Annotated in this window: 23 protein-coding genes; 9 read left to right on the top strand and 14 right to left on the bottom strand. The window is 69.0% G+C overall.

Features of this window, described 5'->3' with window-relative positions; genetic code table 11:
* Positions 1-7 precede the first annotated feature (7 nt).
* Positions 8-577, bottom strand: a complete 570-nt coding sequence (locus DMH03_RS22090) for a TetR/AcrR family transcriptional regulator (RefSeq protein ID WP_125793830.1) — start codon at positions 575-577, stop codon at positions 8-10.
* Positions 578-666: 89 nt separating this feature from the next.
* Between DMH03_RS22090 and DMH03_RS22085 the strand changes: the two genes are divergently transcribed.
* Both DMH03_RS22085 and DMH03_RS22080 read left to right on the top strand, forming a co-directional pair.
* Positions 667-1884 carry an MFS transporter gene (locus DMH03_RS22085; protein WP_125793829.1) on the top strand — a complete coding sequence of 406 codons (1218 nt, stop codon included), beginning with the start codon at positions 667-669 and terminating at the stop codon, positions 1882-1884.
* A gap of 13 nt (positions 1885-1897) precedes the next feature.
* Complete coding sequence (locus DMH03_RS22080; protein WP_125793828.1) at positions 1898-3862, top strand: AarF/ABC1/UbiB kinase family protein; 1965 nt, start codon at positions 1898-1900, stop codon at positions 3860-3862.
* Here DMH03_RS22080 and lepB read toward each other — a convergent pair.
* The 9 genes from lepB to DMH03_RS22035 all read right to left on the bottom strand — a co-directional run bounded on the left by lepB (position 3786) and on the right by DMH03_RS22035 (position 11567).
* On the bottom strand, positions 3786-4586 hold the full coding sequence (lepB, locus tag DMH03_RS22075) for a signal peptidase I (protein WP_125793827.1): 801 nt from the start codon (positions 4584-4586) through the stop codon (positions 3786-3788). The two genes, DMH03_RS22080 and lepB, sit on opposite strands and share 77 nt — an antisense overlap.
* A 28-nt stretch (positions 4587-4614) precedes the next feature.
* On the bottom strand, positions 4615-4944 hold the full coding sequence (locus tag DMH03_RS22070; protein ID WP_125793826.1) for a YnfA family protein: 330 nt from the start codon (positions 4942-4944) through the stop codon (positions 4615-4617).
* A 251-nt stretch (positions 4945-5195) separates the two neighbouring features.
* A complete protein-coding gene (locus tag DMH03_RS22065; RefSeq protein ID WP_125793825.1) occupies positions 5196-5603 on the bottom strand; it encodes a metal-sulfur cluster assembly factor in 408 nt (135 codons plus the stop codon).
* Complete coding sequence (sufU, locus tag DMH03_RS22060) at positions 5600-6049, bottom strand: Fe-S cluster assembly sulfur transfer protein SufU (protein ID WP_125783745.1); 450 nt, start codon at positions 6047-6049, stop codon at positions 5600-5602. The genes DMH03_RS22065 and sufU overlap by 4 nt, the downstream gene beginning before the upstream one ends.
* A 1-nt stretch (position 6050) precedes the next feature.
* Entirely contained in the window at positions 6051-7340 is a 1290-nt protein-coding gene (locus tag DMH03_RS22055) for a cysteine desulfurase (protein ID WP_125793824.1), read from the bottom strand.
* A 38-nt stretch (positions 7341-7378) separates the two neighbouring features.
* Positions 7379-8149: a Fe-S cluster assembly ATPase SufC gene (gene sufC / locus DMH03_RS22050; RefSeq protein ID WP_125793823.1), complete on the bottom strand. Its 771-nt coding sequence runs from the start codon at positions 8147-8149 to the stop codon at positions 7379-7381.
* Between the two features lie 36 nt (positions 8150-8185).
* On the bottom strand, positions 8186-9358 hold the full coding sequence (sufD, locus tag DMH03_RS22045) for a Fe-S cluster assembly protein SufD (RefSeq protein ID WP_125793822.1): 1173 nt from the start codon (positions 9356-9358) through the stop codon (positions 8186-8188).
* A 2-nt stretch (positions 9359-9360) separates the two neighbouring features.
* On the bottom strand, positions 9361-10809 hold the full coding sequence (gene sufB / locus DMH03_RS22040; RefSeq protein ID WP_125783736.1) for a Fe-S cluster assembly protein SufB: 1449 nt from the start codon (positions 10807-10809) through the stop codon (positions 9361-9363).
* On the bottom strand, positions 10806-11567 hold the full coding sequence (locus DMH03_RS22035; protein WP_199748987.1) for a metalloregulator ArsR/SmtB family transcription factor: 762 nt from the start codon (positions 11565-11567) through the stop codon (positions 10806-10808). Before DMH03_RS22035 ends, sufB begins: the two co-directional genes overlap by 4 nt.
* A 318-nt stretch (positions 11568-11885) precedes the next feature.
* Here DMH03_RS22035 and mptB point away from each other — a divergent pair, with 318 nt between their 5' ends.
* From mptB to DMH03_RS22010, 5 genes are all read left to right on the top strand, one after another.
* Positions 11886-13472 (top strand): polyprenol phosphomannose-dependent alpha 1,6 mannosyltransferase MptB, encoded by a 1587-nt coding sequence (gene mptB, locus DMH03_RS22030; RefSeq protein WP_125794031.1) that lies wholly within the window; start codon positions 11886-11888, stop codon positions 13470-13472.
* Positions 13473-13491: 19 nt separating this feature from the next.
* Complete coding sequence (locus tag DMH03_RS22025) at positions 13492-14418, top strand: ABC transporter ATP-binding protein (protein WP_125793821.1); 927 nt, start codon at positions 13492-13494, stop codon at positions 14416-14418.
* Complete coding sequence (locus DMH03_RS22020) at positions 14415-15215, top strand: ABC transporter permease (protein WP_125793820.1); 801 nt, start codon at positions 14415-14417, stop codon at positions 15213-15215. Before DMH03_RS22025 ends, DMH03_RS22020 begins: the two co-directional genes overlap by 4 nt.
* A gap of 64 nt (positions 15216-15279) precedes the next feature.
* Complete coding sequence (locus DMH03_RS22015; RefSeq protein ID WP_125793819.1) at positions 15280-16248, top strand: heme A synthase; 969 nt, start codon at positions 15280-15282, stop codon at positions 16246-16248.
* A gap of 117 nt (positions 16249-16365) precedes the next feature.
* Positions 16366-17313: an acyl-CoA desaturase gene (locus tag DMH03_RS22010; protein WP_125793818.1), complete on the top strand. Its 948-nt coding sequence runs from the start codon at positions 16366-16368 to the stop codon at positions 17311-17313.
* Between the two features lie 121 nt (positions 17314-17434).
* On the opposite strand, the gene DMH03_RS22005 is transcribed toward DMH03_RS22010, so the two are convergent.
* Both DMH03_RS22005 and DMH03_RS22000 read right to left on the bottom strand, forming a co-directional pair.
* The gene (locus DMH03_RS22005) at positions 17435-18301 is read right to left on the bottom strand and encodes a RimK family alpha-L-glutamate ligase (RefSeq protein WP_125793817.1); all 867 of its coding nucleotides are present in this window, start codon (positions 18299-18301) and stop codon (positions 17435-17437) included.
* Positions 18298-18606 carry a hypothetical protein gene (locus DMH03_RS22000; protein WP_125783724.1) on the bottom strand — a complete coding sequence of 103 codons (309 nt, stop codon included), beginning with the start codon at positions 18604-18606 and terminating at the stop codon, positions 18298-18300. The genes DMH03_RS22005 and DMH03_RS22000 overlap by 4 nt, the downstream gene beginning before the upstream one ends.
* Positions 18607-18701: 95 nt before the next feature.
* On the opposite strand from DMH03_RS22000, the gene DMH03_RS21995 reads away from it, so the two are divergent.
* Together DMH03_RS21995 and DMH03_RS21990 are read left to right on the top strand one after the other, a co-directional pair.
* On the top strand, positions 18702-19673 hold the full coding sequence (locus DMH03_RS21995; RefSeq protein ID WP_125793816.1) for a quinone oxidoreductase: 972 nt from the start codon (positions 18702-18704) through the stop codon (positions 19671-19673).
* Positions 19670-20206: a GNAT family N-acetyltransferase gene (locus tag DMH03_RS21990; protein WP_125793815.1), complete on the top strand. Its 537-nt coding sequence runs from the start codon at positions 19670-19672 to the stop codon at positions 20204-20206. Before DMH03_RS21995 ends, DMH03_RS21990 begins: the two co-directional genes overlap by 4 nt.
* A gap of 377 nt (positions 20207-20583) precedes the next feature.
* Here the strand turns inward: DMH03_RS21990 and DMH03_RS21985 are convergent, their stop codons facing one another.
* Entirely contained in the window at positions 20584-20829 is a 246-nt protein-coding gene (locus DMH03_RS21985; RefSeq protein WP_125793814.1) for a cold-shock protein, read from the bottom strand.
* Entirely contained in the window at positions 20829-21401 is a 573-nt protein-coding gene (locus tag DMH03_RS21980) for an FKBP-type peptidyl-prolyl cis-trans isomerase (protein ID WP_125793813.1), read from the bottom strand. Before DMH03_RS21980 ends, DMH03_RS21985 begins: the two co-directional genes overlap by 1 nt.
* Positions 21402-21405 lie beyond the last annotated feature (4 nt).

The following is a 21405-nucleotide window of genomic DNA, read 5'->3' as shown; positions in this document are numbered from 1 at the left end:
GCTCTTTCTAGCGTGTGCCCGCCGTACGCGGATCCCGCATCAGTATCTCCGCGATCTCCCTCGCGAGGGTGACCCGATGCGCGTCCCCGTCGATACCGGTGTGCGCGACGGCGCCCTCGACCAGGAGGAAGAGCTGTTCCGCGAGCTTCTCCGGATCGTCCGCGTCCGGGGCGTCCTCACGGATCAGCTCGGCGAACTTCGCCCGTACAGCCGCCTTGTGCCGCCGGATCACGTCGAGTCCGGGATGGTCTGCGGGCAGTTCGGCCGCCGCGTTGAGGAACGCGCAACCCCTGTCGCTGCCGAGCTTCGGATGATCGACGTAGGCGTCGAAAACCGTCAGCGCCCGAGGCCGGTCGGCGGCGGCCAGCCGCTCTTCGAGGTATGCCCACCAGACGTCGTGACGACGCCGCAGGTACGCGACCGTGAGCTCCGTCTTCGATCCGAAGCACGCGTACAGCGTCTTCTTCGTGACGCCGGCGGCCTCGGCCACGGCCGCGACACCCACCGCGTTCAGGCCCTCCCGGTAGAAGAGCTCGGTCGCGGCGCTCAGGACGCGTTCACCAGCTGGGGTCAGCATGCCTCGACTATACCGATCGGTTGACCTGAGCGCGAAATGCAGGAACACTCCTGAGGTATACCGACCGGTATACCTCAGGAGGAGAGCTGATGGTGTCTTCGTACAAACGCGAGCTGACCCTGACCGCGGCCGGGTTGTCGCTGATCGCGGTCTCCTACGGACTCGCGAGGTACGCGTACGGCCTCTTCGCGCCGACCCTCCGGACGGAGTTCGGCCTCGACGGCGGCACACTCGGTGCCATCGCGGCGGGGAGCTATGTCGCGTACTGCCTCGCCGTCGTCGCCTCGACCGCGGTCACCACCCGTTGGGGTGCGCGGGTGGGCGCGCTCGCCGCCGGGACGACCGCGACCGCGGGGACCGCCCTGATCGCGTCCGCGCCGAACGCCGCCGTCCTCGCGCTCGGCGTGGTCCTCGCCGGGGCCAGCACCGGCCTGGCCTCCCCCTCACTCGCCGACGCGGTGTCACGCGTCGTCCGCGTGACCCGCCGGGACCGCGCCCAGTCCGTGGTGAACGCCGGGACCGGACTCGGTGTGCTGATCTCCGGCCCGGTCTCCTTGCTGGCCATCGGCGACTGGCGAATGGCCTGGTGGGCCTTCGCCGCGGCCTCGGCGCTGGTGACCTTGTGGATCGCCAGGGTGGTCCCGCCGGTCAAGGACGACCGCCGGCGCGGGCTCCCGTCGCCGCTGTTCCCGCCCGCCACCGGACGGCTGCTGCCCGCCGCGGCGACGCTCGGCCTGGCCAGCGCGGCGATCTGGACCTTCGGCCGCGACATCGCCGTCAGTGTCGGCGGGCACGACGAGACCGCCTCGACGGTGGTGTGGATCGTCCTCGGCGCGGTCGGCCTGGCAGGCGCGTTCACCGCCGAGCTGACTTCGCGGGCGGGACTGCGCCGTGCCTGGTCGGCGGGAATGGTCCTGTTCGCCGTCGCCACGGCGCTCGTCGCGCTCGCCACCCGGTCTCTCCCGGCGCTCATCATCGCCGCGGCACTGTTCGGGGCCGTCTACATCGGACTGACCGGCGTGCTGATCCTCTGGGGTACGAGGGCCTACCCGACGGCGCCCGCGTTCGGTGTCGGCGTCGCCTTCCTGATGCTGGCACTCGGCCAGGCGACCGGAGCACCGCTCATCGGCCTCCTCGGCGATCTCATCGACCTCCGTGCCGGCTTCCTCGCGGCTGCGGCGATCGCCGTTCTCGGCGTCCTGTTCGCGCCGCGGGAGGCGACCACGACGTACAACTTCGGGCTCCGCTCCCTCTCAAGGGTGAGTACCGTCCCGCCAGAGCGGGAATCCAGCGCGGATTGCGCGTGATGTGCTCTTCGGCATGAACTTGCTGCTCGGCCTGCTCACCCTGCCCGTCTACGCGCTGATGCTGTGGCCGCTCGTGGTCGCCGCCCGCCGCGTGCTGGGTGTGCGGATCGGCGTGGTCCGCGCATTCTGCGCCGCCGGCTTCGGCTGGCTCGTCGCGGGCGGCATCCTCAGCGCGTTCCCCACGCCGATGTACGCGGGCGGGGCGTTCGCCGGGCTCGTCATCCCGGTGGCGGGCGGCGCGTTCCTGGCGACGCTGATCTTCCTGTTCGTCGCGGAGTTCGTCCTGCCATCGGGTTCGGGGCTCGGGCTGATCGGCCGGATCCGGTCGATGCGCCGCCGCGCGGCCCGGACGCGGCGCTACTCGCAGATCACCCGGATCGCGATCAAACACGGCCTCGGCCGCTACCTCACCGGCCGCCGTGAACCCGGCCTCGCCAAGGTCCGGCACGCCAAACTGGCGCGATCGCTGCGGCGGGCGCTGGAAGAAGGCGGCGTGACGTTCGTGAAACTCGGCCAGCTGCTCTCGACTCGCTCCGATCTGCTTCCGCCGGTGTTCATCGACGAGCTCAGCAAGCTCCAGGACCAGGTCGCCTTCGCTGACGCAGACGAGGTCGCGACGGTGCTGCGGGAGGAACTAGGCGGCGACCCGGACGAGATCTTCGCCGAATTCGACCCGGAACCGATCGCGGCCGCGTCGATCGCGCAGGTCTACCGCGCGAAACTGCGCGGCGGGCAGGACGTGGTGGTCAAGGTGCAGCGGCCCGGCGTGCAGGCACTGGTCGACCGGGACCTCGACATCGTCCGCCGGGTGGCGGCCGCGCTGGACCTGCGCGCGGACTGGGCGCGTTCGCTCGGCGTCGTCGACCTCGCCGAAGGGTTCGCCGACGCGCTGCTCGAAGAACTCGATTTCCGCACGGAGGCAAGGAACATCGAAGCGGTCGCCGCGGCCTACCCCGGCACCGAAGTCGCCATCCCGACCGTCCACAAAGAACTGTCGACCGAACGTGTCCTGGTGATGCGGCGCCTCGACGGGAAACCGCTCGCCGCCGCCAGGGAACAGGTCCCGGTCGCGGAGCGGGCCAAACTCGCGCGGTCGATGCTGCGCTGCGTGCTCGGCCAGGTGATGGGCAGCGGCGTCTTCCACGCCGACCCGCATCCCGGCAATGTCCTGCTGCTCACCGACGGCAGGCTGGGCCTGCTCGACTTCGGCTCCGTCGGACGGCTCGACTCGGGTCTGCGCGCCGGATTGCAGAACCTCATCCTCGCCCTCGACCGAGGCGACCCCGCCGCGTTGCGCGACGGCCTGCTGGAGATCGTCGACCGGCCGGACGAGATCGAGGAGCGACGGCTGGAGCGGGCACTGGGAGCGTTGGTGGCCAAGCATTTCAACCACGGACAGGCCCCGGATCTGGACATGTTCACCGACCTGTTCCGGGTGATCGCCGACTTCCGGCTCAGCGTGCCCCCGCCGATCGCCGCGGTGTTCCGCGCACTGGCCACTTTGGAGGGAACGCTCGCCGCGCTGGCGCCGGGATTCAACATCGTCGTCGAATCCCGCGCCTACGCCGTCGAGCAGGTCGGCGCCGGACTGCGGCCGGAGTCGTTGCGCTCCACGGCGACCAACGAACTGATGGCGCTCCTGCCGGTGCTGCGACGGCTGCCCCGCCGCGTCGACCGGATCGGCAACGCGCTGGAACAGGGCAGGCTTTCGGTCAACATCCGGCTGTTCTCCGACGAACGCGACCGCGACGTGGTCACCGGACTGGTGCACGAAGTCCTGCTGGCGTTCGTCGGCGCGGCCACCGGGCTGATGGCCGTACTGCTGCTGGGCAGCGCGACCGGCCCGCAGATGCTGCCAGGGGTCACGCTGCACCAGATGTTCGGCTACAACCTGCTGGTGGTCAGCGCGCTGGTGGGACTGCGGCTGCTCTTCGTCGTTTTCCGGCGGAGCGGACAACGCTCACGATCGTCCCGATGACACCGAGGACGACGAGCCCGGCACCGGCGAACACGAGGTTCCGCGCGGTACGGAATCCGGTGTCGGACAAGGGATCCCCGGAAAGACCCGCTTCGACGAAAGCCGTGGTCTGCGAAAAGGGCTCGGCGCTCAGGGTGCTCCCCATGCCGACGACGACTCCGTAAACCTTGGAGAGGGGGACGGCACCGTCGCCCGGCATGCCGACGTAGAGCCGCGAGTCCCGGGAGTTGTTCCGCTGATCCCCCGCGACGAACACCGCGCCCGGCGGAACCTGGACACTGAACGGCATGTGCTCCTTGCGGCCGTACCCGTTGTCGTCCTCGGTGTAGGGCTCTTTGACCGGCTTCCCGTTGACGGTGATCAGGTTGTCGTTCGTACAACAGACGACCTGATCACCACCGACGCCGATCACCCGCTTGACGATCCGACCATCGCCGGGTGCCGCGTCCGGGAACGCGGCGAGATCCATGAGGACGACCGAGCCGCGAGGGATCTCGGGGAGAGCGGTCCAGCGGTACAGCACTACCGCGCCCGGCTGGATCGTGGGCGCCATCCCGGTGCTGGGGACGCTCACCATGCGGTAGCTCAGCAGGGTCCAGAACCCGTATCCGCCGGTGCCCACGCCGACGATCGCCACCAGGATCATCACGAGCAGGAGCGGGGAGAATCTTCGCTTCGGCCCGGGTCTTTCGGCGGGCGGAGCGGGGAAGTCCGTTTCGGTCACAGCGCAGAATAGCGCCGATGGTCGCGGCTCAACCCCGGGGCGCGTACATGATGACGCCGACCCCGGCCAGGCAGATCAAGGCACCGACGACGTCGTAGCGATCCGGCCGATAGCCGTCGGCGACCATCCCCCACGCCAGCGAACCCGCGACGAACACTCCGCCGTACGCGGCGAGGATGCGGCCGAAGTTCGCGTCGGGCTGCAAGGTCGCGACGAAACCGTAGAGGCCAAGTGCCACGACGCCCGCGCCGATCCAGAGATAGCCGCGGTGCTCCCGCACCCCTTGCCAGATCAGCCAGGCGCCGCCGATCTCCAGCAGGGCGGCGAGCGCGAAGAGCGCGATGGACCGGACGATCACTCCGGCAGCCTATTGCGGCACGCGGCTGACCTGGGCCGGGGCTGCGCCCAATGTGGCATTGGGGACACTCAGCGTCCCCAATGCCACATTGGGCGCATCTGGACGCACGAATTGCTGCTTGCGCCTGCGACGCGGTATAGGTCGTTATACGCTCCGGTCGCCAGTCCGTGAAGGCTCCCCCAATGCTATGAAAGGTCCTTTCCTTGCAAATTTTGCAAGGAAAGGACCTTTCATAGCGCGCAAAAGAGCGGTCAGACGGTGAAGCCCAGGGCACGCAGCTGTTCGCGGCCGTCGTCGGTGATCTTCTCCGGGCCCCACGGCGGCATCCAGACCCAGTTGATCCGGAAGTCCTTGACCAGCCCGGTTCCACCGCCGACGAGGGCGGCTCCGGTCTGGTCCTCGATGACGTCGGTCAGCGGGCAGGCCGCCGAGGTCAGGGTCATGTCGATGGTGGCGGTGTTGTCCGCCTCGACATGGATGCCGTAGACCAGCCCGAGGTCCACGACGTTGATGCCGAGTTCGGGGTCGACGACGTCGCGCATCGCCTCTTCGACGTCCTCGACCTTCGCCACGTCGGCGGTGTCCGGGGCGGCGGTGGTCTCGGCGTCGAGGTCGGCGGCCGTGCGCCCCTCGCGGGTTTCGGTCTGCTGTTCGGTCATGCCGTCTCAACTCCGTTGGTCGTGCGGGTGACAGCGTCCTTGAACGCCATCCACCCGAGCAGGGCGCATTTCACGCGGGCCGGGTACTTGGCGACGCCGGCGAAGGCGATGCCGTCCTCCAGCACTTCCTCGTCCGGTTCGATCTGCCCTTTGCCCTGCATCAGCTCGACGAAGGCGTCCATGGTGGTGAACGCCTCCTCCACGGTGTGCCCGACGACGAGATCCGTCAAGACCGAAGTGGAAGCCTGGCTGATCGAACAGCCCTGTCCCTCGTAGGAGACGTCGGCGACCTTCCCGTCGTCGACCTTCACCCGCAGCGTCACCTCGTCGCCACAGGTCGGGTTGACCTGGAACGATTCGGCGTCGAACGGCTCGCGCAGACCGCGGCCGTGCGGGTTCTTGTAGTGGTCCAGGATGATCTCCTGGTACATGCTCTCGAGGTTCATGTCACGCCACCCCGAAGAACTTCTGCGCCTCACGCACACCGTTCACCAGCGCGTCCACTTCGGACAGTGTGTTGTAGACGTAGAACGACGCGCGCACGGTCGCGGGCACCGAGCAGGCCCGGTGCAGCGGCCACGCGCAGTGGTGCCCGACGCGGACGGCGATGCCGAGGCTGTCCAGCACCTGGCCCGAGTCGTGCGGGTGGACGCCGTCGATGACGAACGACACCAGTCCGCCGCGGTCGGTCATGTCGGTGGGGCCGATGATCCGCACGCCCGGGATCTCGCCGAGCCCGGCCAGTGCCGCCTCGGTGAGAAGGTGTTCGTGCGCGGCGACCCGTTCCATGCCGATCGCCGACAGGTAGTCGGCGGCCGCGCCGAGGCCGACGGCCTGCGACGTCATCGGCGTGCCTGCCTCGAACCGCTGCGGCGGCGCGGCGAAGGTGGTCTGCTCCATGCGGACCAGCTCGATCATCGAGCCGCCGGTCAGGAACGGCGGCATCGCTTCGAGCAGCTCGCGGCGTCCATAAAGGACACCGATGCCGTACGGGCCGACCATCTTGTGCCCGGCGAAAGCGGCGAAGTCGACGTCCAGCGCGTGGAAGTCCACCGGGAAGTGCGGCACCGACTGGCAGGCGTCCAGCACGACCAGCGCGCCGACCTTGCGGGCCTTCTTCACCAGGAACTCGACGGGGTTGATCGTGCCGAGCACGTTGGACTGGTGCGTGAACGCCAGCACCTTGGTCCGCTCGGTGATCAGCTCGTCCACATTGGACAGATCGAGGCGGCCGTCCGCGGTGACGGAGAACCACTTCAGCGTCGCGCCGGTGCGCTGGCAGAGCTGCTGCCACGGCACCAGGTTCGCGTGGTGCTCCATCTCGGTGATGACGATCTCGTCGCCGGGACCGATCTTGAACCGCTCGGCCCCGGGACCGGCCGTGGCGGCGTTGCTCATCGCGTAGGCGACGAGGTTGATGCCCTCGGTGGCGTTCTTGGTGAACACCAGCTCGTGCGGGGAGGCGCCGACGAACTCCGCGATCCGCACGCGGGCGGATTCGTAGGCGTCGGTCGCTTCCTCGGCGAGCTGGTGCGCGCCGCGGTGCACCGCGGCGTTCGAGGTCTCCAGGAACCGGCGCTCGGCTTCGAGCACCTGCGCCGGTTTCTGGGACGTCGCACCGGAATCCAGATACACCAAGGGTTTCCCGTCCCGCACCGTGCGGGTCAGGATCGGGAAGTCGGCCCTGATGGCCGCTACGTCCAGCGGTGCAGCAGAGTTAGCCGTGGTGGTGGTCATCGGGCCAACTCCTCTCGGTGTAGTCGCGGAAACAGTGATCAGACGGCGGCGGTCTCGGTGGAGCCGGCGTACTTGACGTAGCCGTTCTCCTCCAGCTCGTCCGCGAGCTCACGGCCGCCGGACGCGACGATCTTGCCGCCGGCGAAGACGTGCACGAAGTCGGGCGTGATGTGCCGCAGGATCCGCGTGTAGTGCGTGATCAGCATGACGCCGGCGTCGTTGTTGGCCTTGAACTCGTTGACGCCCTCGGACACGACGCGCAGCGCGTCGACGTCGAGGCCGGAGTCGGTCTCGTCGAGGATGGCGATCTTCGGCTTGAGCAGCGCCAGCTGCAGGATCTCGTGGCGCTTCTTCTCGCCGCCGGAGAAGCCCTCGTTCACCGAACGCTCGGCGAACTCGGACGAGATCTCCAGCTTGCCCATCTCCTCCTTGACCTCCTTGACCCAGTGGCGCAGCTTGGGGGCCTCGCCACGGACCGCGGTGGCCGCGGTGCGGAGGAAGTTGGACATGGACACGCCCGGTACCTCGACCGGGTACTGCATGGCGAGGAACAGGCCCGCGCGGGCGCGCTCGTCGACGCTCATCTCCAGCACGTCCTCACCGTCGAGCAGGACCTGCCCGGAGGTGACTTCGTACTTGGGGTGACCGGCGATGGCGTAGGACAGCGTGGACTTGCCCGAACCGTTGGGGCCCATGATCGCGTGGGTCTCGCCCGACTTGATGGTCAGGTTGACGCCCTTGAGGATCTCCTTGGGGCCCTCCTCGGTCGTGACCGAGGCGTGCAGATCCTTGATTTCCAGCGTAGGCATTTCTTTCCTAAAAGTCTGATGTGGACGGACGAGGGCTTAGACGCCCACGGCTTCGAGCTCGGCTTCGATCGCGGCCTCGAGACGCTCGCGCACCTCGGGAACGCCGATCTTGACCAGGATCTCGTGGAAGAACCCGCGTACGACCAGGCGGCGCGCGGCGTCTTCGCCGATTCCGCGCGACTGAAGGTAGAACAACTGCTCGTCGTCGAACCTTCCCGTGGCGCTCGCGTGGCCGGCGCCTTCGATCTCGCCGGTCTCGATCTCCAGGTTCGGGATCGAGTCCGCCCGCGCACCCGGCGTCAGCACCAGGTTGCGGTTGAGCTCGTAGGTGTCGGTGGCCTCGGCGGCCGCCCGGATCAGCACGTCGCCGACCCACACGGTGTGCGCGCCGTCGCCCTGCAGCGCACCCTTGTACATCACGCGCGACTTGCAGTTCGGCACCGCGTGGTCGACGAAGAGACGGTGCTCCTGGTGCTGACCTTCGTCCGCGAAGTACAGGCCGAGCATCTCGACGTCGCCGCCCTTGTCGGCGAAGGTCGCCGTCGGCGAGACGCGGACGAGGTCACCGCCCAAGGTGATGACGATGTGCTTGAGGGTGGCGTCGCGGCCGAGCTTGAGGTGCTGCTCGGAGACGTGCACCGCGTCGTCGGCCCAGTCCTGGACGCTGACCACGGTCACGTTCGCCGAGTCGCCGATGACGAACTCGACGTTGTCCGCGTAGGTGCCGGAGCCGACGTGGTCGAGGACGATGACGGCCTCGGAGAACTGTTCGGCGCGCACCTGCAGGTGCCCGTAGGCGACCTTGCCCTCGCCGGGGCCGGTGATCTTCACCGTCGACGGCTTCGACGTCTTCGTCTCCTTGGGCACCGTGATGACGGTGGCCTCGGTGAACGAGGAGTACGCCTGCGCGGCGATCCGGTCGCTCGGGACACCCGCGGCGCCGAGGCGCTCGTCGTCCCGGCCGACCTGCTCGATCTTCAGTTCGGGCGCGGCGTCGGCGTCCACAGTGGCCGAACCCGAAGCGGCGGCGGACCCGTCGTGCAGGCCGCGCAGCCGCTTCATCGGAGTGAAACGCCAGTTCTCCTCACGGCCGCCAGGGACCTCGAAGGCCTCGACGTCGTAGGAGGTGAAGCGCTCCGCGCGAGAGGTCGCCGGAATGACGACCCCTTCGCGCATCGCTTCGGAAACGTTGTTCTCGGTAACCGACATGACTAGCCGACGGACCCTTCCATCTGAAGCTCGATCAGGCGGTTCAGCTCGAGCGCGTACTCCATCGGCAGCTCACGCGCGATGGGCTCGACGAACCCGCGCACGATCATCGCCATGGCCTCGGCCTCGTCGAGACCGCGCGACATGAGGTAGAACATCTGGTCTTCGCTGACCTTCGAGACGGTCGCCTCGTGGCCCATGGAGACCTCGTCGTTGCGGATGTCCACGTACGGATACGTGTCCGACCGCGAGATCGTGTCGACGAGCAGTGCGTCACAGACCACGCTGGACCGCGAGTGGTGCGCCCGCTTCGCGACCTTGACCAGGCCGCGGTACGAGGTGCGGCCACCGCCGCGCGCCACCGACTTCGACACGATCGTCGAGGAGGTGTGCGGCGCCAGGTGCTCCATCTTCGCGCCGGCGTCCTGGTGCTGGCCTTCGCCCGCGAACGCGACCGAGAGAACCTCGCCCTTGGCGTGCTCGCCCATGAGGAACACGGACGGGTACTTCATCGTGACCTTGGAACCGATGTTGCCGTCGATCCACTCCATGGTCGCGCCCTCTTCGCACTTGGCGCGCTTGGTGACCAGGTTGTAGACGTTGTTCGACCAGTTCTGGATGGTCGTGTAACGGCAGCGGGCGCCCTTCTTCACGATGATCTCCACGACCGCCGAGTGCAGCGAGTCGGACTGGTAGATCGGCGCGGTGCAACCCTCGACGTAGTGCACGTAGGCGTCTTCGTCGACGATGATCAGGGTCCGCTCGAACTGACCCATGTTCTCGGTGTTGATCCGGAAGTAGGCCTGCAGCGGGATGTCCACCTTGACGCCCTTGGGCACGTAGATGAACGAACCGCCCGACCACACCGCGGTGTTCAGCGCGGAGAACTTGTTGTCCCCGGCCGGGATCACGGAGCCGAAGTACTCCTTGAAGATCTCCGGGTGCTCCTTGAGCGCGGTGTCGGTGTCCAGGAACAGGACGCCCTGCGCCTCCAGATCCTCACGGATCGAGTGGTAGACGACCTCGGACTCGTACTGCGCGGCGACACCGGCGACGAGGCGCTGCTTCTCCGCCTCGGGGATGCCGAGCCGGTCGTACGTGTTCTTGATGTCCTCGGGCAGGTCTTCCCAGGAAGTGGCCTGCTTCTCACTGGACCGCACGAAGTACTTGATGTTGTCGAAGTCGATCCCGGAGAGGTCCGCACCCCAGTTGGGCATCGGCTTCAAGTCGAAGAGCTTGAGCGCCTTCAGTCGTGCTTCGCGCATCCACTCCGGCTCGGACTTCTTCGAGGAGATGTCGGTGACGACGTCCTCGTTCAGTCCTCGACGGGCCGTTGAGCCCGCCTCGTCGGAGTCCGCCCAGCCGAACGCGTACTTGCCAAGGGACTCGATGGTCTCTTCCTGGCTCATGGGCGCGGTGGTGGGAGTGCGCTGCTCGGCAGCGGCAGTCATGCGGGTTTCCCTCCATTCGGGATCCGTGCTGTGCGCCCAGGAGAGGGCGCCGTGCTTCCCGGCCCGGGTGTGGCCGGGTGACCCGCCGAAACGACGGGTACGTGTGTGGTGCACGCGTTGTCACCGCGTGCGATGGTCGCCAGTCGCTGGACGTGGGTGCCCAGAAGTTCCGCGAAAGCCTCTGTCTCGGCTTCGCACAACTGAGGGAACTCGGCGGCGACGTGGGCGACCGGGCAATGGTGCTGGCAGAGCTGTTCACCGACACCGACCTGACGGGTCGACGCAGCGTAACCCTCCCTGGTCAACGCCGCAGCGAGGGCCTCGGCGCGAGCGGCGGGGTCCGCGTGCTGGGTGATCGCGTCCTGATGCGGGCCGACCAGCGAGGCGACACGAGCCTCCGCGAAGGCCTTCACCGCGTCTTCCCCGGCGTGATCGGCGAGGAAGCGGATGGCCGAGGAAGCGAGGTCGTCGTAGGCGTGCCCGAATCGGGCCCGGCCTGCTTCGGTCAGCAGGAAGTTCTTGGCGGGACGGCCACGTCCGCGGGGGCCGCGACGGGGCGCGTCCCGGGTTTCGGCCTCGCCGTCGGCGAGCAGCGCGTCGAGGTGACGGCGGACGGCGGCGGCGCTGATGCCCAGCTGCTCGGCCACCACGACGGCGGTCATCGGACCCTGTTCCAGCAGCAAGCGGGCCACTTCGTGCCTGGTCCGGCCCTCGGGGCCGATCTGCGCGGGGACAGGCTGAACCTCGGCGCGGGGCATGTCGCCACCGGCCTCGTTTCGCGTCCCCGTCTTTTTCACAACACAAGTGTGACGTATTTCCGGGGAGACGGCAAAGAGGGGTGCCTCACGGAGTGGCGTGGGTCACGTCCGCGGCTGAAGGACGCTTTCCCCGCATGCGATGAGACGAAAGCGTCCTTCACCGCGTCGCATGCGGCGAAGGGCCCCTTCAGCCCTCGGTAACCACGTACCCGCCCGGCCTGTTCCCGGCATCGCTACCCTTCCTGAGTGGCAGTGGGCGATCACCCGGCGCAGCGGGACACGGACGGGGCAGAGCCGGAAGACCCGGCGGCGGGTTCGGTGGCGACGCTCACCCCCGGGCACCCGCACGAACCGGAGCCGCTGGACGACAAGGAACTGCGGGGCCTGAACGTGGTCCGCCGGTTCGGCGCGGTCGGTTCCCTGTTCCTCGCGCTCGGCTCGCTCGGCGCGGGCGCCGCGCCGGTGATCAACCCGGTGCAGGAGATCCCGGTCCTGCGGCTGTTCACCCGCATCCCGATGGTCTCGCTCGCGATGGGCCTGGCCGGGATGGCCATCATCGTGCTCAGCTGGCTGCTGCTCGGCCGGTTCGCGCAGCCCGCGCGCCGCCGTCTCGCCACCCAAGGCCAGCTCGCCCGCACCATCGCGCTCTGGTGCGCGCCGCTGCTGGTCATCCCGCCACTGTTCTCCCGCGACGTCTACAGCTATCTCGCGCAGAGCGAGATCGTCGCCCGCGGGATGGACCCGTACTCCCTCGGCCCGGCCGAAGCGCTCGGCGTCTCCGACCCGCTGACCTCGGGCGTCTCCAACATGTGGCGCGAGACCCCGGCGCCCTACGGCCCGCTGCTGCTGCGCCTCGGCGGCTGGCTCGCCCCGCTGAGCAGCGGCAACATCGTCACCGGCGTACTGCTGCAGCGCGGCCTCGCGCTGATCGGCGTCATCCTGATCATCTGGGCGCTGCCCCGGCTGGCCCGGCGGTTCGGCGTGCAGCCCGCGACCGCGCTGTGGCTCGGCGCGGCGAACCCGCTGCTGATCTTCCACTTCGTCGCGGGCGCCCACAACGACGCGCTGGCGATCGGGCTCATGGTGGCCGGGCTGGAGGTCGGTCTCCAGCGGATGCCGGTGCGGTTCAAGCACGACGCGCCTCCCCCGCTGGCCAAGGGCGAACTGCTCTACATCGGGCTCGGGGTGGCGATCATCACCCTCGGCGTCGCGGTGAAGATCAACGCGGTCCTGGCGCTGCCGTTCTTCACCGTGATGGTGGCCAGACGCTGGCACGGCCGGATCAAGGACCTGGTCACCGCCGCGGTGCCGATGGCGCTGCTGTTCGGGGTGGTGCTGGTGGCGGTCTGCTACGGCACCGGCCTCGGTTTCGGCTGGGTCGGCGCGCTCGGGACGCCGGGGCTGGTCCGCTCGTGGATCTCGCCGACGTCGGAACTCGCCGCGCTCGGCGGTGTCCTCGGCATCGCGCTCGGCCTCGGCAACCACACCAACGCGATGGTGCCGATCCTCGGCGCGCTCGGCTATCTCGTCGCGGGCGCGGTGACGGTCAAGTTCCTTTGGGACAGCTTCAAATGGCGCTACCGGCCGATCATCGGCCTCGGTGTCTCGCTGGGCGCGGTGATGGTGCTGCACGTCGCGCTCCAGCCCTGGTATCTGCTGTGGGCCATCATCCCGCTCGCCGCGGCGGCCGGGACCTCGCGGTTCCGCATCGCGGCGACGATCGTCACCGCCGTCCTGCCGTTCCTGCTGCCGACGACGGGAAGCACCTTCGAAGGGCGCGGCTTCGTCCTGCCGTTCGCGTGGGCCGCCGCCGGGGTCGTCACGCTACTGGGGCTGTTCATCGTCCACCGCCTCTCACCACTGCTGCTGTCCAGACCGTCCCCGGAGCATTCGGTCCCGGCGTGAGGCCGTATCGTGACCTGTCGTGAACACCCCCGCCGTCGAGATCACCGGGCTGGTGAAACGCTACGGATCCACCACCGCCGTCGATGGACTCGACCTGCGGATGGAACGTGGCACGCTGCTCGCGTTGCTCGGCCCGAACGGGGCCGGCAAGACCACCACCGTCGAGATCTGCGAAGGCTTCCTGCGGCCTGACGAAGGCGAAGTCCGCGTGCTGGGATTCAATCCTTCGCACGACGGATCCGCGCTGCGGCCGCGGATCGGCGTGATGCCCCAGGGCGGCGGCGCGTATCCCGGCGTCCGCGCCGACGAGATGCTCGGACTGGTCGCCGCGTGTGCGGCGAACCCGCTCGAACCCGCCTGGCTGCTGGATGTCCTCGGTCTTTCGGGAGCGAGGAAGACGCCGTTCAAACGGCTCTCCGGCGGGCAGCAGCAACGGCTCTCGCTCGCCTGCGCGCTCGTCGGCCGCCCGGAACTGCTCTTCCTCGACGAGCCTACGGCGGGGATGGACCCGCAGGCCCGCCGCCTGGTCTGGGAGCTGCTCGGCGCACTGCGCGCCGACGGCGTCAGCGTGCTGCTCACCACGCATCTGATGGAGGAGGCCGAAACGCTGGCCGACACCGTGGTGATCGTGGACCACGGCAAGGTCGTCGTCGAAGGCACTCCGCAGTCGCTGACCGTCGAGGCCGGTGAGACGGCGCAGTTGCGTTTCAAGGCCCGAACGCGGCTCGACACCGCGCTGCTGACCGCGGCGCTGCCCGAGGGGCATCTCGTGCACGAGTCTGCGCCGGGGACGTACCTCGTCGAAGGCGCCATCGACCCGCAGGTGGTGTCGACGGTGACGGCGTGGTGCGCCCAGCAGGGCGTCATGCCGGAGGAACTGCAGGTCGGCAGGCGCACGCTGGAAGAGGTCTTCCTGGAGCTGACCGGACGGGAACTGCGCGCATGACCACCACGCCAACGCCGCGATTCGCCGCGGGCACCTTCACCCCGGCCCCCGGCCGCGGTTCGCTCGGCAAGATGCTGCGCACGCACGCGAAGGTCGAGGCGAGCCTGACCCTGCGCCACGGCGAGCAGATCCTGCTGACCCTGCTCATCCCGCTCGCGCTGCTGATCGGCTTGTCGCTGCTGGACATCCTGCCGTCGGCCCAGCTCGGTTCGGCGTCCAAAGTGGACTGGATCACGCCGAGGATCCTGGCGCTCGCGGTGATGTCGTCCGCGTTCACCGGACAGGCCATCGCGCTGGGCTTCGACCGCCGCTACGGCGTCCTCAAACGGCTTTCCGCCACCGCGCTGCCCCGGTGGCTGCTCATCGCCGGCCGGGTGGCCGCCGCACTGGTCGTGGTCGCGCTGCAGGCGGTGATCCTCGGTGCCGTGGCCGCGCTGCTGGGCTGGTCGCCGTCGCTGGGCGGACTCCTCGGCGCGATCCCGTTCCTGCTCGTCGGCACCCTCGCGTTCGGCGCGCTGGGCCTGCTGCTCGGCGGGGCGCTGCGCGCGGCCGCCGCCCTGGCGCTGGCGAACATCGTCTGGTTCGTGCTGCTGCTCGCGGGCGGCATCCTGCTGGCGCCGTCGACGATGCCGTCCGGCGTCGCTTGGATCGTCGAACTGCTGCCCTCGGGCGCGCTCGCCGAAGGACTGCGGTCGGTGCTGCTGGACGGTTCGTTCGGCTGGGGCCCGTTCGCGGTGCTCGTCGGCTGGGGCGTCGTCGCGGGTGCGCTGGCGAGCAAGACCACGAAGCTGACCTGAGGCGGCCGACACACCGCGTGTGGCCGGTGGAACGCTCTCAGGAACGGCGTTCTAGCATCGGACGGTGCCGTTCCAGAGCCTTGTAGCGCGTCTGCCGTATCCCTCGTTCGCGGTCCAGCGAGGGGTCGCGATAGCGGCGGTGATCGCCCAGGCCGGAATCGGCGTCACCGGCTCGGTCGTCCGGGTCACGGGTTCGGGCCTCGGCTGCCCCACCTGGCCGCAGTGCGTCGAAGGCAGCATCGTGCCGGTCGCGCACCCCGAGTTCGACGCGCTCACCCAGTGGATCGAATTCAGCAACCGGATGCTGACCGGCGTCGTCATCCTGGTCGCCGCGCTGTGCGTGATCACCGCGTGGCGCGTGCAGATCGAGCACCCGAGCCGCCGCCGTCTGGTGAAGCTGGCCTGGACGATGCCCGCCGGCGTGATGCTGCAGGCCGTCGTCGGCGGGATCACCGTGCTCGCCAAACTCGAATGGTGGACCGTCGCGCTCCACTTCCTGGCCTCCACTCCCCTGGTCTGGCTCGCGGTGCTGCTGCTGCGGGCGTTCAAGGAGGGTGACGAGCCCGCCCGCTGGCTGATCCCGGACGCGGGCCGCAAGACGCTGATCGCGCTCGCCGCGTCGATGTGGGCCGTCCTCGTGGCGGGCACCACCGTGACCGGCGCGGGCGCGGACGGCGGCGACCCCGGCACCCACCGGCTCCAGGCCCCGATCGAGACGCTCACCCAGGTGCACGGCGGTCTGCTGGTGGTCTACCTGATCGTGCTGGCCGTCTTCGGGCTCCAGCTGATGCGAGGCGAGACGCCGAAGCAGTTGTGGAAGCGGTACACCATCGTGTGGGTCGTCGCGGTCCTCCAGGGCGTCGTGGGCTCGGTGCAATACGCCCTCGGCGTGCCGGAGGCGCTGGTGTCGTTCCACGTCCTCGGCTCCGCGCTGGTGATCATCTCGACGGCGGCACTGTGGTGCGGCTCACGTGATCGCGGTCCGGCGCCGGTTTCCCACGCCGCTGACCGGGAACTCGCCACTTCGAACTGACCCCCTGGCAAACCGGACGTAACCCCCGGGCGGCGTGCTCGCCAGACGCTGCCCTTACGCTGCGTTTCGGTGCCCCGCACGGGGGTTTCACCACCGAGTCGAGGCACGAGGTGTCGTATGACCGCCAGCACCGAGCCGGACGCACCGGCCAGTCCGTCCAAACCCCTGATCTCCCACCGGCGAGGCTCCGGGGAGATGCTGATCCTCAAGACCTTCCTGCTGGTCCCGTTCATCGCGTTGCTCGCCGCGGTGCCGATCGTGTGGGGCTGGGGCATGACCTGGGTCGATCTCGTGCTGGCGGCCGTGTTCTACACCGTCGGGACGCTCGGGGTGACCGTCGGATACCACCGCTACTTCACCCACGGCGCCTTCAAGGCCGGACGGCCGCTCCGGATCGCGCTCGCCATCGCCGGGAGTTTCGCGGTGCAGGGTTCGGTCATCTTCTGGGTGGCCAGCCACCGTCGCCACCACGCCTTCGCCGACCGCGAAGGCGACCCGCACTCCCCCTGGCTGTTCGGGACGTCGCCGTCGGCGCTGCTGCGCGGCTTCTGGCACGCTCACATGGGCTGGATGTTCAGCCGTGAAGTGACGAACTACGACCGTTTCGCGCCGGACCTGGTGGCCGACAAGGACCTTCGCGTGGTCAACCGCTACTTCTGGCTGTGGATCACGCTGAGCCTCCTGCTGCCCGCGGTGCTCGGCGGGCTGCTCAGCTGGTCGTGGTGGGGTGTGGTGACCGGATTCTTCTGGGCCGGGCTGGTCCGGATCGCGTTCCTGCACCACGTCACCTGGTCGGTGAACTCGATCTGCCACATGGTCGGCGAGCGCCCGTTCGCCAGCCGCGACAAGGCGGCGAACTTCTGGCCGCTGGCGATCCTGTCCATGGGCGAGTCGTGGCACAACTCCCACCACGCCGACCCGACCTGCGCGCGGCACGGTGTCCTGCGCGGGCAGGTCGACGTGTCGGCGCGGGTGATCTGGCTGTTCGAGAAGTTCGGCTGGGCGCGCGATGTGCGGTGGCCGAAGCCGGAGCGGCTGGCGGCGAAGCTCGCCAAACCCGCCTGACGCCGTCTTCGCAATTCGTCACCTACTTGCGACGGCTGTCCCGACGTGCCAATGCTATGAACGGACCGTTCCTTGCAAAATTTGCAAGGAACGGTCCGTTCATAGCATCTTGAGACGCGGGTCAGGCGAGTTGCTGGCGGACAGCCGATGCGAAGCGCCAAGCGGCGGCGGGGTCGGTCTGCCGGAAACCGAGCGAAGGCTCGACGAGCTCCAGTTCCAGCAGCAGCGGCCTGCCGTCCGGCCCGGCGACGAGGTCGACGCGGGCATAGAGCAGTTCCGCGCGCAGGATGCCCAGCAGCGCCGCTGTCGCGTCCAAAGCGTCTTCGGCCAAGGCGCGGAAGCCTGCGGCCGGCTGCACGGGCGCGAGCTTTTCCGTCACGTACAGGCCGGATTCGTCGAGCTCCCGGCCCAGCATCGCGGCCTTCGAGAACGCGTGCGAGTACACGCCACCGAAGTACACCAGCGCGATCTCGCCCTCACTGTCCACACTGGACTGATACGGCTGGAGCAACACGGTGTTGCCGTCGGCTTGCAGCCCGGCGAGATGAGCGGCGGCCGCGTCGCCGGCCGTGAACCGGCCGGCTCCTCGCGAGCCGGCACCGACGGCGGGCTTCAGCACGAACTCGCCCTTGGGCCAGCGCGGGGCCTGGTCGTCCGGCGCGATCAGGGTCGTCGGCACGACCGCGACCCCGGCGTCACCCAGTTCGGCCAGATAGGACTTGTCGGTGTTCCACCGCACGACTTCGGCCGCATTGGCCAGCGTGGGCACGGATTCGGTCCAGGACAGGAACTCGTCGCGGCGCTCGGCGTAATCCCAGGTGGCGCGCAGCACGACGATGTCCGCCGCGCCGAAGTCCACGGTCGTGTCGTCCCAGGCGGCCCAGCGGGTCTTGAAACCGAGGTCGGCCAGCGCCTCGGGAACGGCGTGTTCGTCACCGTCGCCCTCCGGCAGGGCGGAGCAGGCGACGAAGATCGCGGATCCGCTCACTTCCCCGCCATCCGGCGGCGGTGCTCGGGGCCGATCTTGGTGGCCTTCACGGTCTCGCTGTCCCATTCGGCGGGTTCGAGGTCTTCGACGGCCTCGACCAGCGCCTCGCCTGCCTCCACGGAGGCGACGACGACGTCGCCGAGCGCGCCGTCGGCGCCCACGAGCACGACCCTGGCGCCGATCCGGCCGATGTTCTCCACCACCGCGCGTGACGGCTTCCCGTGCCGCTTCACGAAGTCACGGGCGGCCGCGACCTGGCGCGACGTGGGGGCGGCGGTCTCGGTCTTCTCTTCGGTCTCAGCCACGGCCAGAGCTTAACCGCGAAAAGCCCGCGACGCGGAATAACCGTGGCGTCGGCCATAGTTGTCCCGGTCGGAACGACCTTGAACGAGGAGGATGTATGCCCACGGCAGTGCAGATCCGGCGAACCGGCGGTCCCGAAGTCCTTGAGCTGTCGGAAGTCGAGGTCGGCGATCCCGCAGCCGGGGAACTGCTCGTGGACGTCGCGGCGGCGGGCGTCAACTACATCGACACCTACCACCGCGAGGGCATCTACCCGGTCGACACGCCGTTCGTCCTTGGCATGGAGGGCGCGGGCACGGTGGCCGCGGTCGGCGCGGACGTCACCGGTTTCGCCGTCGGCGACCGGGTCGCCTGGCAGGGTTCGCTCGGCAGCTACGCCCAGCGCCGTCTGCTCCCCGCCACGATCGCGGTGAAGATCCCCGACGGCGTGACCGAGGAGACCGCCGCCGCCACGATGCTCCAGGGCATCACCGCGCACGCGCTGATCGCCTCGACCTACGAGATCAAGGCCGGTGACGACGTGCTGATCCACGCCGCCGCTGGCGGGATGGGCCTGCTGCTCGTCCAGCTGGCCAAGGCGCGCGGGGCCCGCGTGATCGGCACCGTCTCCACCGATGAGAAGGCCGAACTCGCCAAGCAGGCGGGTGCCGACGACGTCATCCGCTACGACCAGGTCGACTTCGCGAAGGCCACCCGAGACCTCACCGGCGGCAAAGGTGTCGAGGTGGTCTACGACGGCGTCGGCAAGTCCACTGTGGACGGCAGCCTGGCGAGCCTGAAGATCCGCGGCCTGCTCGCCCTCTACGGCGCGGCCAGCGGTCCGGTGCCGCCGATCGACCCGCAACTGCTCAACCGCAGCGGCTCGGTGTACCTCACCCGCCCGACCTCCGCGCATTACGTGCTCACCCGCGAGGAACTGGAGTGGCGGGTGAACGAACTGTTCGCCGCCGTTCAGGACGGCTCGCTGAACATCCGGATCGGTGGCCGCTACCCGTTGGGAGACGCCCGTCAGGCGCACGAAGACCTCCAGGGGCGCCGCACCACCGGCAAGCTCCTGCTGATCCCGTGACGGTGCTCTGGCCGGAGGAAGTCCGGCTCGAAGGCGAGGGGCTCGTCCTGCGGGAGTGGACCGAAGACGACGTCGCGGCGATGCCCGAACTGTTCGACGACCCCGCCGTCGCGCGGTTCACCCCCTTGGCCTCACCGTTCGACGAGGTGGCGGCGAAGGCCCACTACGCGAAGTGCGTCAACCGCCGTGCGGAAGGCAAGGGACTCCGGTTCGCCATCACGGCCGACGGGAGTGAGCCGCTCGGCGAGGTGGTGCTGATGCTGCCGGGAGAACCGTCGGACCCGGTCGAGCTCGGCTACATGGTCGGGCGCGCCCACCGCGGTCAAGACCTCGCGGCGCGGTCTCTCCGGATGCTCACCGCGTACGCGCTGAAGCTCGGGCTCAGCCCGCTTCGGCTGCGGATCGACTCTCAGAACGCGGCGAGCGAGGCCGTCGCCCGCCGCGCGGGTTACGTCCCCGCCGACCTGCCGCCCAAGGTCGAGATCGAGAAGGGCCTGGAGATCACCCTGCTCACCTGGGAGTACGCCGGCTGAGCAGAACGCCGTGAGGGCCTCCTTCCCTACTCTGAAGGTAGGGAAGGAGGCCCTGCCGGTCCGCGAGCGGCGGTTCGCGTGTCGTCCCTCCAGAGACGCGTGTCGGCCGCCGGATCACACGTGTCGTCCTACCAGTCACGCGCCCAGTTCCGTAAAGGCCTCCTTGAGGGACTCTGGGTCCCTCAAGGAGGCCCTCACGGACTCGATGATCGCCACGTTCGCCCCACAGACACCAGCAGTCACAACAGTGGCGCGTGAAGGCCTCCTTCCCTCGGCTCAGCCGAGGAAACCCGTCCTTCACACCTTCCCAAGTACATGAAGGACCCCTTCCTTGCGCCTGGCGCAAGGAAGGGGTCCTTCATGTACTTGGGCGGACTTCAGCCGGCCGAGCGCACCCAGATCCCCCGCAGCCGGAATTCGTCCTGTTCCGCGTGCTCGACGGTCAGTTCGACCTCGTCGCCCACGTCGAGCTTCCGGAACTCGCCGGGCCCGAAACCCTCCAGCATCGAGTAGTGAACCCAGATCGGGTCGGCGAAATCGGCCGACTCGACGACTCCCCAGCCGTCGTCGACGAGCCACGAACGGACCCGTCCACGGTGGACGCGGCCGTCGGAAGTCCCCATCAGCCCTTGCTGGTCGGGACACTCACCGCGTCGGTGACGAACACCAGGGTCTCGTTCGGCGCGATGCCGTTGCCACCCTGGCCGTAGCCGAGGTCCGGCGGGATGATCAGCAGGCGCCGCGCGCCCTGCTTGATCCCGTCGAGGCCCTGGTCCCAGCCTTTGATGACGTCGCCGGCGCCGAGCGTCAGGTCGAACGGCTCGCCCCGGTCGAACGAGCTGTCCAGCTTCTGCTTGTTGGACCAGGTGACCAGCGAATAGTTCATCTGCAGCTTCGCGCCCGCTTTGGCGCCCTCGCCGGTGCCGGGTTCGAGGTCCTTGGTGATGAGCTTCTTCGGCGGGTCGCAGTCGTCCGGGATGGTGATGGTCGGCGCCTCGCCGAACTTCCCGGTGGTCTTGACGTCCTCCGCCGTGCATTCCTTGCCCGTCGGGGCGGCCGGAGCCGAAGACGACGCCGACGCCGGGGCCGCGCCGGAGGACGACGGGGCGGAACCTGCGGTGTTCGATTTCTCGCCACAGGCCGCCAGGGCGAGGACGCCCGCGCCGATGACCACGATCTTGCCGAATGTGCGCATGCGG

This window comes from Amycolatopsis sp. WAC 01376, from assembly GCF_003947415.1.
In the GTDB taxonomy this organism is placed as follows: domain Bacteria; phylum Actinomycetota; class Actinomycetes; order Mycobacteriales; family Pseudonocardiaceae; genus Amycolatopsis.
This window is presented reverse-complemented; position numbering and strand designations above follow the sequence as displayed.